This is a genomic window from Ensifer sp. 2TAB8 (assembly GCF_052115125.1).
GTDB lineage: Bacteria > Pseudomonadota > Alphaproteobacteria > Rhizobiales > Rhizobiaceae > Ensifer.
Genome location: NZ_JBFRGB010000001.1, coordinates 76,765 through 91,142 on the forward strand (window position 1 = coordinate 76,765; position 14,378 = coordinate 91,142).

18 protein-coding genes are annotated in these 14,378 nt (G+C 62.8%); 12 read left to right on the plus strand and 6 right to left on the minus strand.

Translation table 11 applies throughout. The features are described 5' to 3' along the window. Positions 1-112: 112 nt before the first annotated feature. The 3 genes from AB4Z53_RS00385 to AB4Z53_RS00395 all read right to left on the minus strand — a co-directional run bounded on the left by AB4Z53_RS00385 (position 113) and on the right by AB4Z53_RS00395 (position 2,453). Entirely contained in the window at positions 113-1,027 is a 915-nt protein-coding gene (locus tag AB4Z53_RS00385) for a c-type cytochrome (RefSeq protein WP_291155621.1), read from the minus strand. 110 nt (positions 1,028-1,137) lie between these two features. Beyond that, complete coding sequence (locus AB4Z53_RS00390; protein ID WP_113537889.1) at positions 1,138-1,584, minus strand: c-type cytochrome; 447 nt, start codon at positions 1,582-1,584, stop codon at positions 1,138-1,140. A 236-nt stretch (positions 1,585-1,820) separates the two neighbouring features. Further along, positions 1,821-2,453, minus strand: coding sequence for a LysE family translocator (locus AB4Z53_RS00395; protein ID WP_441594169.1), 633 nt, complete (start codon positions 2,451-2,453; stop codon positions 1,821-1,823). Between the two features lie 131 nt (positions 2,454-2,584). Between AB4Z53_RS00395 and AB4Z53_RS00400 the strand changes: the two genes are divergently transcribed. Continuing rightward, a complete protein-coding gene (locus tag AB4Z53_RS00400; protein ID WP_113537891.1) occupies positions 2,585-3,280 on the plus strand; it encodes a helix-turn-helix transcriptional regulator in 696 nt (231 codons plus the stop codon). Between the two features lie 84 nt (positions 3,281-3,364). On the opposite strand, the gene AB4Z53_RS00405 is transcribed toward AB4Z53_RS00400, so the two are convergent. Beyond that, positions 3,365-3,967, minus strand: coding sequence for a superoxide dismutase (locus tag AB4Z53_RS00405; protein ID WP_104667710.1), 603 nt, complete (start codon positions 3,965-3,967; stop codon positions 3,365-3,367). 219 nt (positions 3,968-4,186) lie between these two features. Between AB4Z53_RS00405 and AB4Z53_RS00410 the strand changes: the two genes are divergently transcribed. The 4 genes from AB4Z53_RS00410 (at position 4,187) to AB4Z53_RS00425 (ending at position 6,447) form a co-directional block, all read left to right on the plus strand. Continuing rightward, positions 4,187-4,525 (plus strand): hypothetical protein, encoded by a 339-nt coding sequence (locus tag AB4Z53_RS00410; protein WP_441594170.1) that lies wholly within the window; start codon positions 4,187-4,189, stop codon positions 4,523-4,525. 123 nt (positions 4,526-4,648) lie between these two features. Continuing rightward, entirely contained in the window at positions 4,649-4,987 is a 339-nt protein-coding gene (locus tag AB4Z53_RS00415) for a hypothetical protein (protein WP_441594171.1), read from the plus strand. A 136-nt stretch (positions 4,988-5,123) separates the two neighbouring features. Continuing rightward, on the plus strand, positions 5,124-5,711 hold the full coding sequence (locus tag AB4Z53_RS00420; protein WP_441594172.1) for a TetR/AcrR family transcriptional regulator: 588 nt from the start codon (positions 5,124-5,126) through the stop codon (positions 5,709-5,711). Positions 5,712-5,931: 220 nt separating this feature from the next. Continuing rightward, entirely contained in the window at positions 5,932-6,447 is a 516-nt protein-coding gene (locus AB4Z53_RS00425; RefSeq protein WP_441594173.1) for a hypothetical protein, read from the plus strand. 95 nt (positions 6,448-6,542) lie between these two features. On the opposite strand, the gene AB4Z53_RS00430 is transcribed toward AB4Z53_RS00425, so the two are convergent. Beyond that, positions 6,543-7,424 carry a branched-chain amino acid aminotransferase gene (locus AB4Z53_RS00430; protein WP_113537895.1) on the minus strand — a complete coding sequence of 294 codons (882 nt, stop codon included), beginning with the start codon at positions 7,422-7,424 and terminating at the stop codon, positions 6,543-6,545. Positions 7,425-7,576: 152 nt separating this feature from the next. Here AB4Z53_RS00430 and AB4Z53_RS00435 point away from each other — a divergent pair, with 152 nt between their 5' ends. The 6 genes from AB4Z53_RS00435 to tam all read left to right on the plus strand — a co-directional run bounded on the left by AB4Z53_RS00435 (position 7,577) and on the right by tam (position 12,229). Further along, positions 7,577-8,110, plus strand: coding sequence for a GNAT family N-acetyltransferase (locus AB4Z53_RS00435; protein ID WP_441594174.1), 534 nt, complete (start codon positions 7,577-7,579; stop codon positions 8,108-8,110). Further along, positions 8,107-9,147 carry a zinc-dependent alcohol dehydrogenase family protein gene (locus AB4Z53_RS00440; protein WP_441594175.1) on the plus strand — a complete coding sequence of 347 codons (1,041 nt, stop codon included), beginning with the start codon at positions 8,107-8,109 and terminating at the stop codon, positions 9,145-9,147. Before AB4Z53_RS00435 ends, AB4Z53_RS00440 begins: the two co-directional genes overlap by 4 nt. 108 nt (positions 9,148-9,255) lie before the next feature. Continuing rightward, on the plus strand, positions 9,256-9,939 hold the full coding sequence (locus AB4Z53_RS00445; RefSeq protein ID WP_441594176.1) for a YoaK family protein: 684 nt from the start codon (positions 9,256-9,258) through the stop codon (positions 9,937-9,939). Positions 9,940-10,045: 106 nt separating this feature from the next. Further along, positions 10,046-10,606, plus strand: coding sequence for a phosphatase (locus tag AB4Z53_RS00450; RefSeq protein ID WP_291155654.1), 561 nt, complete (start codon positions 10,046-10,048; stop codon positions 10,604-10,606). Positions 10,607-10,784: 178 nt separating this feature from the next. Next, positions 10,785-11,447, plus strand: a complete 663-nt coding sequence (locus AB4Z53_RS00455) for a haloacid dehalogenase type II (protein ID WP_113537900.1) — start codon at positions 10,785-10,787, stop codon at positions 11,445-11,447. Positions 11,448-11,458: 11 nt separating this feature from the next. Further along, positions 11,459-12,229 carry a trans-aconitate 2-methyltransferase gene (tam, locus tag AB4Z53_RS00460; protein WP_113537901.1) on the plus strand — a complete coding sequence of 257 codons (771 nt, stop codon included), beginning with the start codon at positions 11,459-11,461 and terminating at the stop codon, positions 12,227-12,229. 20 nt (positions 12,230-12,249) lie between these two features. Here tam and AB4Z53_RS00465 read toward each other — a convergent pair whose 3' ends face one another. Next, a complete protein-coding gene (locus AB4Z53_RS00465; protein ID WP_441594177.1) occupies positions 12,250-13,143 on the minus strand; it encodes a LysR family transcriptional regulator in 894 nt (297 codons plus the stop codon). 9 nt (positions 13,144-13,152) lie between these two features. On the opposite strand from AB4Z53_RS00465, the gene AB4Z53_RS00470 reads away from it, so the two are divergent. Then, positions 13,153-14,331: an MFS transporter gene (locus AB4Z53_RS00470; RefSeq protein ID WP_441594178.1), complete on the plus strand. Its 1,179-nt coding sequence runs from the start codon at positions 13,153-13,155 to the stop codon at positions 14,329-14,331. Positions 14,332-14,378: the final 47 nt, after the last annotated feature.

A 14,378-nucleotide genomic window follows, 5' to 3' on the forward strand; every position in this document is an offset into this window, starting at 1 on the left:
CACGAAGATCGCTGCAGCACTTTGAATTCCTGCATGCTTTCCCTCTCGATCGGCGACGATCAAGCGAAGCATTCAGGACGAGTTGAGCGCGCCTTCAAGCGAAGATCAAGGGTCAGAGCGCCGGGATTGCCTTGAGGTAGCTCGCGATCGCCTCCCGGTCGGCCGGCGTCAATTTCGCCATGTTCTTCTGCACCTCGACCATGGAGCCGCCGACGGAATCGAATTCCGGCGTGAAGCCGGTTTCCAGATAGGAGGCGATGTCCGATGCACTCCAGCCGCCGATGCTCTTGGACCCGGGCGTGATGTTGGGGATGCGGCCCTGGCCTTCCGGGTTTGGCGCTCCTGCAAGCCACTGCTCGGGCTCAAAGCCGCCAATTGCATTTCGCGGCGTGTGGCATTCGCCGCAATGGCCCGGTCCCTCGACGAGATACTGGCCGCGCGTGAGCTTCGGATCATTGCCGTCGACGCCGGCGCGCGGCTTGTCGGTGAGGAACAGCAGCTTCCAGCCACCGAGCGCTATCCGCATGTTGTAGGGGAAAGGCAGGTCGTGCGGCGGCGCCACATCGGTGCTCTTTGGCAGGGTTTTCATGTAGCCCCAGAGGTCGTTGACGTCCTTCGCCGTCATTCGCGTGTAGGAGCCATAGGGGAATGAGGGGTAGAGATGCTCGCCGTTGCGCCCTACCCCGCGGGTCATGGCGTTGCCGAACTCGGCAAGCGTCCACGCGCCGATGCCGGCGGTCTCGTCCGGTGAGATGTTCGGCGCATGGAAGGTTCCGAACGGGCTTTTCAGCGGCACACCGCCGGCAAGGACCAGGCGCGCATCGCCTTCGGCGCCCTGCTTGGCATGACAGCTCGCGCAGCCGCCCGCCCAGAAGACCTGTTCGCCATTGGCGAGATCCGGTTCACCGAGCCCTTCCCAGTGGGAGGCACTCCATGGCGCCGGCTTCGTCAGCCACCAGAAGGCTGCTCCACCGACGACGCCCAGCACCACAAGACCCGATATCAGCTTTCTCGTGCGACGACCCATTGTCACCCCTCGCGCCCTGCCGCAAACCGACGGGCCCTAAATACAGATAGAGGCACGCGGCTCAAAGTCGCGTGCCTCCCATATTCAACACGATGCGAAATCGACGCCCGTCAATTCTTCTTCAGGCGATAGCTCTCGTGACAGCTGCCGCAATCCTTGCCGATTCCACCGAGGGCAGCGCCGACGGCCGCCTGATCAGCGGGAAGCTGGGCGAGAACGGTTTCGGCATCGGTGCCGAGCTTGACGGCCTTGGCCTTGAAGTCATCCAGGTTTTCCCAGATCTTCGGGCTCGCCTCGGTCTCGTGGCCCGTCTCCGAGCCGACAGGGAAATGGTCGGGGAAGGTCTTCATCGTTTCGCTGATCGTCGTCAGCGACGCTTTCACGACGTCGGCATCGTAGGGCTTCTCGCCCTTGGCAATGCCGGCAAGCGCGCCGGTCGCTGCACCGACCTTCTTCATCGCCTGCTGGCGAACCACCTGTGGCTCGTCGGCTGCGGTCACGGCAGTAACACCCAGGCCCGCAAGTGCGGCAGCCAACATCAGTGCGCGTATTTTCATCAGGATCTCCCGGTCAATCAAATCTGTTTGGCGAATCTGCCTGGCTAGCCTTCATGTCCAATGCGCCGGCATGATGTCATCTTGATTATCCAGCGGAAGTAACATTTTTTTGATGTGCTTGTTACGACAACGGAATTTCGAATGGCCGCCCTGTATTTTCGGGATTTCGACCAGCCCGAAGTATAAACGTGAATTTTATAATCATGTTTATACTTCATCTCCGACCCTCACTCCGATCAATTCGCCCAGCCCTGCCAGATGGTCAAGGCCGCGACCAGAACGAGCACGACGCCGGCGGCGCGGCCGATCCAAACCGTTGCGCCGGGGCTGCCGACCAGAAAATCACGACCGCGGCCGGCAGCAAGCGCCAGCCCACCATAGATTGCGAGCTGCGTCGTCGCGATCATCGCGGCCATGACAAGGGCCTGCGACCAGACCGGACCGAACTGCGGCTTGAGGAACTGCGGGTAGACCGCCAGCATGAAGAGGTAGGCCTTCGGGTTCATCAGGCTCGTCAGCGCGCCCTGGCGGAAACTCGCCCAGCGGGAGAGCCGGTCTGAACCTTCTATCCCACCGATGGTGATCGAGCTCCTGATGAGCGAAAAGCCGATCCAGGCGATATAGCCCGCACCGGCGACGAGCAGCACGTTGAAGAGACCGGGCACCAGATGCAGGATGACGCTGACGCCGAGCGCCGCATAAAGCGTGTGCAGCACGCCGCCCGCCATGATGCCGGCCGTCGCCGACAGCCCGGAGGCGCGCCCACCGGTCAGCGAGTTCGCCAGAACGAAGACCATGTCCATGCCCGGCACGATGATGATGCCGAACAGCAAGGTGAAGAAGAGCCAGAGGTTTTCCGTGTAGGTCATGTCAGTTGTCCATCGCCCGATTTTTCAATTCTCAAGACGAATTGCTGTTTTTTCAATTCGTTGGCTGATGGTATAAATCCGGGCAACTGACAAGGTATTGTCAGGAGCGTTGACGGCGGGAGCGGTTTTCGATGCGCAAGGCGGCACGGCTTTTCGAGATCATCCAGATCCTCCGGCTCGCGCGGAAGCCCGTGACTGGCGCGGCGATGGCCGAGACGCTGGAGGTGACGGTGCGCTCGATCTACCGCGACATCGCCGCGCTCCAGGCGATGCGTGTGCCGATCGAAGGCGGCCGCGGCATCGGCTACATCCTCCGGCCAGGCTTCGACCTGCCGCCGCTGATGTTCTCGATCGAAGAAACGGAAGCGATCGCCGTGGCGCTGGCGCTGCTGTCGCGAACCGGCGACGAGGAGTTGAAGGCGGCCGCCGGCCGCGTCAACAAGAAGATCACGGCCGCGGTGCCCGAGCCGCTCAGGCGCGCCTTTCGCTCCCAGGCCCTGCATGCCTGGGGCACCATCGCTCCCTCGCCCGCCGGCATCGATCTCGCCTTGGTCCGCCGGGCGATCCGCGATGAGCAGAAGCTCGAGCTCAACTATCGCGACGAGCTCGGTCGCGCCACGGAACGGATGATCCGGCCGGTGGCGCTGATCTACTATTCGGAAACCGCCAATCTCGTTGCCTGGTGCGAGTTGCGGCAGGCGATCCGCAACTTCCGCGCCGATCGCGTGGAGCATTGCGAAGCCGCGGACGCCTATTTTCCAGGCGAAGGCAATCGCCTGAGGGAACTCTGGGTGAGCGGCTGGAAGACACCACCGACGGCGGCGTAAGGCATCGCGCATCCGCGTGCAGCCCAAACGAAAAGACCCGGCGCAAGCGCCGGGTCCAAAGGTCATGCGTCGAAATCGGACGACTTACTTGGAAGCCGCTTCGTACATTTCGAGCACGTAATCCCAGTTGATCAGGCTGTCGACGAAGGCTTCGAGGTACTTCGGGCGAGCATTGCGGTAGTCGATGTAGTAGGAGTGTTCCCAGACATCGACACCGAGGATCGGCGAAGCACCGTGAACGAGCGGGTTTTCGCCGTTCGGGGTCTTGGAGATTTCGAGCTTGCCGTTTTTGACCGAGAGCCACGCCCAGCCCGAGCCGAACTGGCCGGTGCCGGCGGCGATGAAATCAGCGCGGAACTTGTCGTAGCCGCCAAGATCGGACTTGATGGCCGCTTCGAGCTTGGCCGGCAGGCTGGTGCCGCCGCCACCCTTCTTCATCCACTTCCAGAAGTGGATGTGGTTGTAGTGCTGGCCGGCATTGTTGAACAGCGGCTGATTGGTGCCATAGGACTTCTTGACGACTTCCTCGAGCGACAGGTCGGAGAGGCCGGCTTCTTCAGCAAGCTTGTTGCCGTTGGTCACGTAGGCAAGGTGGTGCTTGTCGTGGTGATATTCGAGCGTCTCGCGCGACATGTAGGGCGCCAGCGCATCGTAGTCGTAGGGAAGGTTCGGCAATTCGAAAGCCATGTGGGCATCTCCTCTTGGCATGGGATTTCGTGTGGGAAATCTGTGAGCGGGAACATAGGCACCGGTCCCCATGGAGGCAACCGATGCAATGCCAATTTTTCCTCAACCCACGGAATATACTTTCAACATCATTTTGAAAGCATGACACTTTCGAGCACAATCGTGCCACGGTTTGCTTGCAGCTTGGCCGCCGCTACAACCTTGCATGAAGGACCGCCCATGCCCCAGCGCCTCATCCCCGCCCTCGCTCTTTCCGCTGCCGCGGCCCTGTTTGCGTCCAACGCCGCAGCCTCCTCCGGCGATGCATGGGAGGCGTTCCGGACAAAGGTTTCCAAGAAGTGCCTTGCGGCCGCCACTTCACTCGAGAAGGCAAGCGCCGTGGACGATCCCTTCGGCTCGGAGAGCTTCGGCCTGGCACTGGTGATCGGCACGCCGAAAGGCTCCAAAGCCGCCGTCACGCAGATCTGCGTCTTCGACAAGAAGAAGAAGACGGTCGAACTCGGAGGCGAGCTTGCACCTGACACGGTGAAGGTGGGCGTGCCTGCAAAGAAGAAATAGCACACCCGCGCACGGAGAAGGCGCGAGGGATCTGCCGCAATCCGCTCGGCTGCCGTGGCCGCTACAAAGGGTTGCGAACCGAAACACACGCAATTACCGGGTCAACACCAACCGGAGATTGCTATGAAGTCCCTGCGCACTGCCTCGCTTGTTCTTTCTCTCGCCGTCCTCGCTTCCTGCGCACCGTCGCAGGATGAATATGCGCGCCTGCAGGCAGCAGCCCAAGGCAGTCCCGCACTTCAAAAGGCGATGTACCAGGATTGCGTCAGCAAGAAGTGGTCGAGATCCGACCTCGAAGGTGGCGCGATGCTGCTCAGTGTTCCACCGAGCAAGGTTCCGGCCCTCACTTGCAAGCGGCTCGTCAACGCATTGGCATCCGGTCGACTGAAATATGCCGACGTTCGGCGCAACATGAATGGCGGGCCGACCGTGAGCCTCATCAAGATCCTGCAAGATCGCTGAGCCAACAGCGACGATCACGCGACAGCGCGTGGCTGCCGATCTGCCAGGCGGCCGGAAGGTCGTCCGTTCTACGCTGCCCTCCCTTGAGCGCCACCTGCGGCTTGAGCTTCAACCGACCAGTTGGTAGAGGTTTGCCATGGTGAGTGAGACCTACGAAAAGATCCTGGACGTCGCGGAACGCCTGATGGCGTCGAGGGGTTACAACGCCTTCAGCTATGCCGACATTGCGCCTGAAGTGGGTGTCGGCAAGGCAACGATCCATCATCACTTCCCGAGCAAGGCGGATCTGGCGGCAACGGTGCTTGCGCGCTACCGCAAGAACAATCGCCGCCATGTCGAAGGGCTGCTGGCTACCGTCGCCGATCCGGTTGCGCGGCTTGAAGCCTATATCGGCTTCTGGGAGGACTGCATTCGCCGACAGGACATGCCGTTCTGCATAGGAGCCCTGCTCGCCTCCGAGATCCCGTCACTGCCGGAAGCCGTCGTTCAGCAGGTGCGTGGCCATTTCGCCGATCTCGCCGGCTGGCTCCGTGCGGTGATCGAGGACGGCGTCGCCAATGGCTTGCTCAAGGCCGAACACGGATCGGCAGTAGCGGCTGATTGCTTGATTGCCTCCGTTCACGGCGCCATGCTTGCGGCGCGCGTCGCCGACTCCGATCCCACCGTGTTTTCGGCTATCGCCCGTCGCGCACTGGATCAGCTTCTGGCCAACAAGACGATGTGATCGAAGGTGCCGCTGGCGTTGGCGTGGCGTCATCAAGGTGCAAGAATGTCGACGCAAAATCGGCTAGGACTGTTCCCACGGTAACGGCGGACAGTCTGTAGCGGCCGTAAAGTCAAACTTGGACGTACCCGATGCGCCGGCAGAAGCAGCAAGCGCATTTCTTTTTTTTGAACCAACACTGACCAACTAGTCGGTCGGCAATATTCGAAGGAGCAAGATCATGGCAAATCCGCTGTCCACCCTTGGCATCATACATACGGCAATCAGCCTAGCGCCCGTCGCCGCGGGGCTCTACGGTTTCGCCCGCTATGGCGCGATCGATCCTGCGACGCGCTCCGGCAAGATCTATCTCGCCACTCTCCTCCTCACCGTTTTGACGACGGCGGGGCTGTCGAGCACCGGCGGCTTCAATGCAGGGCATGCGCTTGGCATCGTCACGCTCCTCGTGATCGCCGGGAGCCTTGCCGTTGCGCGCATCGATTTCCTCGGACGCCTGAAACCCTACCTGACGACACTCGGCCTCTCGTTCACTTACTTCTTGCTGATCGTGCCGGCGGTCAATGAAACGCTGAAACGGCTGCCGGTCTCGCAGCCGCTCGCAAATGGCCCGGAATCACCGATCGTGCAGACAACGTCGCTCGTCTGGCTGGTGATATTCCTGTCGGGCATCTCAGTCCAGGCCTATCTGATCCACAGGCGCGCTGCAGCGACGGCGCGCACATCCCTCTCCCGCTGATCGCGGGAGGGGAGCGACCGGAATGTGGCCGTACTTCAAAGCGCACTATCCGAGCGCAGGAGCCTCGCGCTCGGTGCCTTTGCCTTCGGATTTTCTCAAACGTCGCGCGCCGCGTGCGCCCAATCCATGTAGAGATCGCGCGCCTTGGCGGCGACCGGACCGGCCTGCAGGTCACGGCTCTCCAGACGCGTCACCGGCAGCACCTTGGAGTAATTGCCGGAGGTGAAAATCTCGTCGGCCGCTTCGAAATCGGCCATGGTCAACGTCGCCTCGACCACTTCAAAACCGGCTTCCCGCAGCAATGTCATGACGCGGAAGCGGGTGATGCCGGCAAGGAAGGTGCGGTTGGCAGCCGGCGTGTAGACGACGCCGTCCTTGACCAGGAAGACGTTGGAAGAGCCGGTCTCGGCGATGTTGCCGAGCATGTCGCGCACGAGCGCATTGTCGAATCCGCGCGAACGCGCCTCCGTCAGGATGCGGGCATTGTTCGGGTAGAGGCAGCCGGCCTTCGCGTCAGTCGGCATCGATTCCAGCGTCGGCCGGCGGAACGGCGAGAGCGTCAGCGACGAACCGCCATGGCCGTTGCCCATGGGGGCTTCGAACAGACAAAGCGCGAAACGGGTCGATTCCGGATCGATGGCGACGACCCCGGCGGCGCCGTGCTCGGCCCAGTACATCGGCTTTACATAGAGTGCAGTCTTGCCGTCGAACTTCTTTGCGCCTTCCCACGTTAGCGCTTCGATCTCTTCGGCTGTCATGGTCGGCTTCAGGCCAAGCGCAGTCGCCGAACGGTTGACGCGCTGGCAATGCAGATCGAGGTCAGGGGCGACGCCATCAAAGACTCGGGCACCGTCGAATACCGTCGAACCCAGCCACATCGCGTGCGAAGTCGGTCCGATCAGCGGCGGGTTGCCCGAGAGCCATTCGCCATCGACATAAGTCCAGGTCACTGAGCGGGGGGATGTATCGACGGCCATCGGCGTCTCCTTGAGGTTTTTATTCTAGTCTTTCCGCATACCCCGAAAAAACAGCATCGGGGTGAATGGGTCTATCAAAAAATGTCATGGCGACCATTCTGGCACCGGAACGGCCTCTCGCTTAGTCTCTGCCGCAAAGGAAAGGGACATCCGTGCAGATCAGACATCTCGATCAGGACGACGTGGAAATCTTCCGCCGCATACGGCTGGAGGCACTCCATCACGAGCCACAGGCCTTCGCCTCGACCGAGGCGGACTGGGCGCGGCTTCCTGTTGCCGAATGGCAGGCACGGCTTGCTGCCAACGCCGTCTTCGTCGCTCTCGACGGCGATGAGCCCGTCGGCATCATGGGCTTGATGCGGCAGCGCGCCAGCCGGATGGTGCACCGGGCCACCATCATCATGGTCTACGTTCGCCGCGAGGCACGCGGATCCGGTGTAGCGCGCCAGCTTCTTACCCGTCTTACCGAACATGCGCGTTCGGACGGTATCCGGATGCTGGAGCTTGTCGCCCGCGCCGACAACGGCACCGCAATCCGCTTCTACGAACGCGAGGGTTTCCGCGAAATCGGATGCGTTCCGGGCGGGCTCCTCGACGGAGAGGAAGAAGTCGACGAAATTCTCATGGCGCGGCACATCGATGGTCGCGCCGCCCCCATTCAGACATTGCAAGGAGCGCCCCGATGAAAGCCATGTATTACGACGCGTTCGAGAAGACGCCGGAGATCCGGACCCTTCCCGACCCGACCCCGACCGAAAACGGCGTCGTCATCAAGGTCGAGGCCACCGGGCTTTGCCGTTCCGACTGGCATGGATGGATGGGCCATGACGCCGATATCCGCCTGCCGCATGTGCCCGGTCATGAACTGGCGGGCGTGGTCACCGCGGCCGGCCGCGGCGTGATGCGCTACAAGGTCGGCGACCGCGTCACCGTGCCCTTCGTTTCCGGCTGCGGCCGCTGCGGTGAGTGCCGCTCGGGTAACCAGCAGGTCTGCGAGGCGCAGTTCCAGCCGGGCTTTACCCATTGGGGCTCGTTTGCCGAATATGTCGCGCTCGATTTCGCCGACCAGAACCTCGTGCATCTGCCCGAAAGCATGGATTTCACCACGGCCGCAAGCCTCGGCTGCCGTTTCGCCACTTCGTTCCGCGCCGTCGCCGACCAGGCCAAGGTCAAGGGCGGCGAGTGGGTGGCGGTGCATGGCTGCGGTGGTGTCGGCCTTTCGGCGATCATGATCGCGGCAGCACTCGGCGCCAAGCCGATCGCGATCGACATCGCCGAAGACAAGCTCGCCTTCGCCAAAAAGCTCGGTGCCGTGGCAACGATCAACGGCCGTGACGTGCAGGACGTCGCAGCCGCCGTCAAGGATATTACCGGTGGCGGCGCGCACGTCTCGATCGACGCGCTCGGCAATCCTGTGACCTGCTTCAACTCGATCAAGAACCTGCGCCGGCGCGGTCGCCATGTCCAGGTCGGGCTGATGCTCGGCGACCAGGCGACACCGCAGATCCCGATGGCACAGGTGATCGGCCACGAGCTCGAGATCTACGGCAGCCACGGCATGCAGGCCTGGCGCTACGACGCCATGCTGGCGATGATTGCCGACGGCAAGCTGAAGCCGCAGCAGCTGATCGGCCGGGAAATCTCGCTGGCAGAAGCCATCCCTGCGCTGACCACCATGGACCGCGCCACCGACCTCGGCATCAGCGTCATCACGCGCTTCTGATGGCCGTGGCAAGCTGGAAACGCCACATCCGGCAGGCAATATGACGAGCGCCCATTCCGACTCACCGTCCGGATGCGCTAGCCTTGTCCCCAATCGGGGGCAAGGCAGATGACCATCGCGAGACGGCGAAGATTGATACAGCGGCAGCGGACCGGCACGGCGCTCGCCATTGCCGCAACGATCTCGTTTCTCGCCGGCATGACCGACGCGATCGGGCTCTTGAGCATTGGCGACTTCGTTTCCTTCATGAGCGGCAACACGACGCGGGCGGCGATCGCGCTCGGCGACGGCGATTTCATCGACGCCCTCCTGCTCGTCGGCGCGCTCGGAGCCTTCATCGTCGGCAACGCGCTCGGCGTGATCGCGGCCGCACGCCTCGGCGTCGTCGGTGTTCTCTCATCCGTCAGTTTCGTGCTCATGCTCTGCGCCGGCTTCGGCAGCTGGATGCCGAAGCCCTTCTATTTCTACGGCGTCGTGCTTGCCATGGGCCTGGTCAATGCGGCAGTCGAGCATATCGAAGGCCTGCCGATCGGACTTACCTACGTGACCGGCGCTCTTTCCCGCTTCGGGCGTGGCCTCGGCCGCTGGCTGCTCGGCAACAGGAACCGCCAGTGGATGATGCAGATCGTGCCCTGGCTCGGCATGTTCTCCGGCGCGGTCGCCGGCGCACTGTTGCAGCGCCACTTCGGMGCAGTCGCGCTCTGGGCGTCCTTTGCACTCAGCACCGGGCTCGGGCTTGCCACCGTTCTCGTGCCGTCCCGCTGGTCGCGGCGCTATATCCATTCGGGTTGACGCCCCGCCCGATGGCCGCTTTTCGCCTATCCCATGATTTTGCTCTTAAGCCTCGGCCGGTTTCAGGGCAAAATCCGCACGAAAGAATCACGAGCGAGGTCCTGCCATGGCGCTTGCGGCAGCTGTCACCGGGGATGAACTCTACCATCCCGTACTCAACGCCAATCCGGCGCATCCGGCCGGCTGGCCCATTCGGGTCATCGTCAGCTCGCAGACCGAAGCGCGGCACAATCGCGCGCTCTGGGCACCGACGCATCTGATCTCCATCCGCGCGCCCGGCAGCCGGCTGCTCTCGATGATCGAGCTGCCGCCGGAAAGGCATCTGGAACTCTTTTTCGGAGACACCACCGATCCGGACGAACCGGACGCGGCGCGCCCGGAGGCGATCGACGCTGCCTTCGCTTTTGTCGACGGTCTGCCCGAAGACGCCCATCTGCTCATCCATTGCCTTCGGGGCATTGGCCGCGCGACGGCGCTGACGCTCGGCATCCTTGCGCGCTACATGCCGCCGGAAGACGCAGCCGCCGCACTGCATGCGCTGCGGCCGGAAGCCAAGCCGAACCGTCATGTGGTCAACCTCTGCGACACGGCGCTCGGCCTCAAGGGCAGGCTTGCCAAGCAGGCGCTGCGTTTTCCGGCAAAAGTCTGGAAACCAGCCAAAGGTTGAAGCAAGAAATCCGTGACCGTTGTGCAATGCACAAATATTTGACATGATCCCACGAAAGAACGGTGACAGCTGGCTACCCGATCGGGCATGATGCTGTAAGCCTTTGTTTTCGGATAGGCTTTGACGTGGCTCTATCGCCGTGTCATCCCAGCGCCGAAAACAAAAGACGGAGGAAAAGATGTCCCACGCGGCCTATGTGTTTGACGCCTACGGCACGCTCTTCGACGTGCATGCGGCCGTCAGGCGCCACGCGCAGGAGATCGGTCCGGACGGGCAGGCTTTCTCCGAACTCTGGCGCGCCAAGCAGCTCGAATATTCCTGGGTGCGCTCGCTGATGGGCAGCTACCAGGACTTCTGGCAACTGACCGAACAGTCGCTCGACTATGCGTTCGCGCGTTTTCCCTCTGCCGACCCGAAACTTCGCAAGCGCCTGCTTGATGCCTACTGGACGCTCGATTGCTATCCGGAAGTGCCGGCGGTCCTGAAGGGGCTGAAGGAGCGCGGCGCGCGGATCGCCATCCTTTCCAACGGCTCGCCGGCGATGCTCGCATCCGCGGTGCGCAACGCCGCGCTCGACATTGTGATCGACGACGTCTTTTCGGTCGACGCGGTGAAGGCGTTCAAGACAGCGCCCACGGTCTACGATCTCGTTACCACCAGCTACCGGCTCTACCCGCACGCAGTCTCGTTCCAGTCGTCGAACCGCTGGGATATTGCCGGGGCGACGAAGTTCGGCTTCCGTACCGTCTGGATCAACCGGGCGGACATGCCGGACGAATATCTCGATCACGGGCCGGCGCTGATCCTGCCCTCGCTCGAAAGCCTGCAATTCGGCATCTGAAGGATTCCCCAATGGTCTGGTCGCCTGCGCAATATCTGAAGTTCGAAGACGAACGCACCCGACCAGCCAGAGATCTTCTCGCCCAAGTCCCTGAGTTGCCCGAGGGACCAGCCTTCGATCTCGGCTGCGGGCCCGGCAATTCCACCGAACTCATTCGCGACCGGTTTCCCGAAGCGACGCTGTCCGGCCTCGACAGCGACGAGAACATGCTCGTTGCGGCGGCCAAGCGGCTGCCCGGCATCACCTTCGAACGGGCGGATCTTGCAAGCTGGACCCCACCCGCCGGTGCATCGCTGTTTTACGGCAATGCCGTCTTCCAATGGCTTGCGAACCATCTCACGATCTTCGAAAGGCTGATGAACGCCCTTGCATCGGGCGGCACGCTCGCGGTCCAGATGCCGGACAATCTCGCCGAGCCGAGCCACCTGCTGATGGAGGAGACCGCCCGCAGCCCTGCCTTCGCCGAGGTCTTCGCCGGCAAGACCATCCGCCGCAATCCGATGCCGGGACCGGCGACCTATGTCGAATGCCTGGCGCCGCAGGCGGCGAGCATCGAGGTCTGGCACACGATCTACCACCATCGGCTGGCCAATGCCGAAGCGATTGTCGAGTGGGTGAAAGGCACGGGCCTGCGCCCCTATCTCGACGCCGTGCCGGAAGACAGGCGCGACGCCTTTGTTGCCGCCTATACGGACCGGATCCGCGCTGCCTATCCTGCCATGAGCGACGGCAAGGTGTTGTTGCATTTTCCCCGAATTTTCATCGTCGCGGTGAAGGCGTAGCGCATCGGGGCCTGTCGCCGTTACATGCGGTCGACCAGGAAATCGATGAAGGCACGGATGCGGGCGGCGAGATGCTCATGGCCGGCATAGACGGCATAAACCGTCTCGATCTCGCCGGATTGATAGTCTTCCAGCAACGGCACGAGCTTGCCCGCCTCGAAATCCGGCTCAACGTGGAAACGGCCGATGCGGCCAATGCCCATGCCGGCAAGACAAAGTTGGCGGACGATCGAGCCACTCGAGACCTGCATGTTGCCGAAGACCGAGCGGAGTTCCGCGGCCGGCTGCCCGGGCATACGGAACGCCCATTCGTCGACGCTGCGGCGAAAGTTGAAGCGGATGCAATTGTGGCCGTCGAGATCGTCAGGCGTTTGCGGCATCCCATGCTTTTCCAGATAGTCGGGCGATGCGATCACCACCGGCCGGCTGTCCATGAGCTTGCGCGCCTTCAAGGATGAATCACGCAAAGGTCCGGTGCGGATCGCCACGTCGGCACGCTCGCCAACGACGTCGATCATGCTGTCGGTCAGCGTCAGATCGAGCTGCACCTCCGGATAGCGAGCCAGAAACTCCGGCGCGAGCGGCATGATATAGCGCTCACCGAAGCCGACCGCCGCATTCACCCGCAACAGCCCGCGTGGCGTCATGCGGCCACCGGCGGCGACCAGTTGTTCGGTCTCGACGATGTCAGACAATATCCGTTGTGCCCGCTGGAGGTAGACCTCCCCCTCCGGCGTCAGCTGCAGTGTCCGGGTCGAGCGCACGAGAAGACGGGTGCCGAGCCGATCTTCGATGCGTGTCACAAGCTTGYTGACGGCCGAAGGCGAAAGCGTCAGCCGCCGCGCGGCCGCCGAGAAACTCCGCGTCTCCGAAACCGCAACGAAGACCTCCATCTCACCCGCCCGGTTGTCCATCTTTCACCTTTGAAGTCAATCCTCGCCCTGACGATCGCGGCCTATGCGATCGGAACAACGGAATTCGTGATCGTCGGCCTGCTGCCGACGGTCGCTACCGACCTCAACGTTACCCTGCCGCTCGCGGGCCTGATCGTCAGCGTCTATGCGCTCGGCGTCACCTTTGGCGCGCCGGTGCTGACTGCGCTCACCGGCCGGATCGAGCGCAAGCCGCTTTTGATCGGCCTGATGGCCCTGTTCATCGTCGGCAATGCTGCTGCGGCACTCTCGCCAAGCTATGAACCGCTGCTCGTCGCCCGTGTCATTTCCGCCTTTGCCCATGGCGTATTCTTCTCGGTCGGCTCTACCATCGCCGCCGACCTCGTTCCGGAAGACCGCCGCGCCTCCGCGATCGCCATGATGTTCATGGGCCTCACTGTCGCGATCGTTACCGGCGTGCCGCTTGGCACCTGGATCGGCCAGACCTTCGGCTGGCGTGCCACCTTCTGGGCCGTGACCGGTCTCGGCGTCGTCGCGCTCGCCGCGATCGTTGCCCTGCTGCCGAACACGCTCTCCAAGGCGCCGCCGGCCAAGCTCATCGATCAGGTCCGCGTGCTCGGTTCCGGCCGGCTGCTGATCGTCTTTGCCATGACCGCGCTCGGTTACGGCGGCACCTTCGTCGCATTCACCTTCCTGGCACCGATCCTGCAGGATATCACCGGCTTTTCGGAAGGCGCCGTCAGCCTGATCCTGGTGCTCTATGGTATCGCCATTGCCATCGGTAACATTGCCGGCGGCAAGATCGCCAACCGCGACCCGGTAAAGGCGCTGATCGGCCTGTTCCTGGCGCAGGCAGCCGTGCTGGTCCTCTTCACCTTCACCGCTCCCTCGCCGGTGCTGACGCTGGCGACACTTGCGGCGCTGGGCTTCCTGTCCTTCGCCAATGTCCCCGGCTTGCAGCTCTATGTCGTCCAGCTTGCCAAACAGCACCGTCCGGGCGCCGTCGATGTCGCCTCGGCGCTCAACATCGCGGCCTTCAACCTCGGTATTGCCGTCGGAGCCTGGCTCGGTGGCGTGATCGTCGCCTCACCGCTCGGGCTCGGGATGACGCCCGTTATCGGCGCCCTGCTCGTCGCTGCCGCCCTGCTGCTTACGCTTCTGAGCGGCGCACTTGATCGGCGGGCCAACGCGGCCTACCAACCGGCTTGAACCGCCGTCCCTGAGGACCACCTATAGATCGTTCCTTTTTCGCCCGG

Coding starts and splice junctions, on each gene's coding strand:
- AB4Z53_RS00385 (WP_291155621.1), bottom strand. CDS start 1,027: ATGGGTCGTCGCACGAGAAAGCTGATATCGGGTCTTGTGGTGCTGGGC.
- AB4Z53_RS00390 (WP_113537889.1), bottom strand. CDS start 1,584: ATGAAAATACGCGCACTGATGTTGGCTGCCGCACTTGCGGGCCTGGGT.
- AB4Z53_RS00395 (WP_441594169.1), bottom strand. CDS start 2,453: ATGACCTACACGGAAAACCTCTGGCTCTTCTTCACCTTGCTGTTCGGC.
- AB4Z53_RS00400 (WP_113537891.1), top strand. CDS start 2,585: ATGCGCAAGGCGGCACGGCTTTTCGAGATCATCCAGATCCTCCGGCTC.
- AB4Z53_RS00405 (WP_104667710.1), bottom strand. CDS start 3,967: ATGGCTTTCGAATTGCCGAACCTTCCCTACGACTACGATGCGCTGGCG.
- AB4Z53_RS00410 (WP_441594170.1), top strand. CDS start 4,187: ATGCCCCAGCGCCTCATCCCCGCCCTCGCTCTTTCCGCTGCCGCGGCC.
- AB4Z53_RS00415 (WP_441594171.1), top strand. CDS start 4,649: ATGAAGTCCCTGCGCACTGCCTCGCTTGTTCTTTCTCTCGCCGTCCTC.
- AB4Z53_RS00420 (WP_441594172.1), top strand. CDS start 5,124: ATGGTGAGTGAGACCTACGAAAAGATCCTGGACGTCGCGGAACGCCTG.
- AB4Z53_RS00425 (WP_441594173.1), top strand. CDS start 5,932: ATGGCAAATCCGCTGTCCACCCTTGGCATCATACATACGGCAATCAGC.
- AB4Z53_RS00430 (WP_113537895.1), bottom strand. CDS start 7,424: ATGGCCGTCGATACATCCCCCCGCTCAGTGACCTGGACTTATGTCGAT.
- AB4Z53_RS00440 (WP_441594175.1), top strand. CDS start 8,107: ATGAAAGCCATGTATTACGACGCGTTCGAGAAGACGCCGGAGATCCGG.
- AB4Z53_RS00450 (WP_291155654.1), top strand. CDS start 10,046: ATGGCGCTTGCGGCAGCTGTCACCGGGGATGAACTCTACCATCCCGTA.
- AB4Z53_RS00455 (WP_113537900.1), top strand. CDS start 10,785: ATGTCCCACGCGGCCTATGTGTTTGACGCCTACGGCACGCTCTTCGAC.
- tam (WP_113537901.1), top strand. CDS start 11,459: ATGGTCTGGTCGCCTGCGCAATATCTGAAGTTCGAAGACGAACGCACC.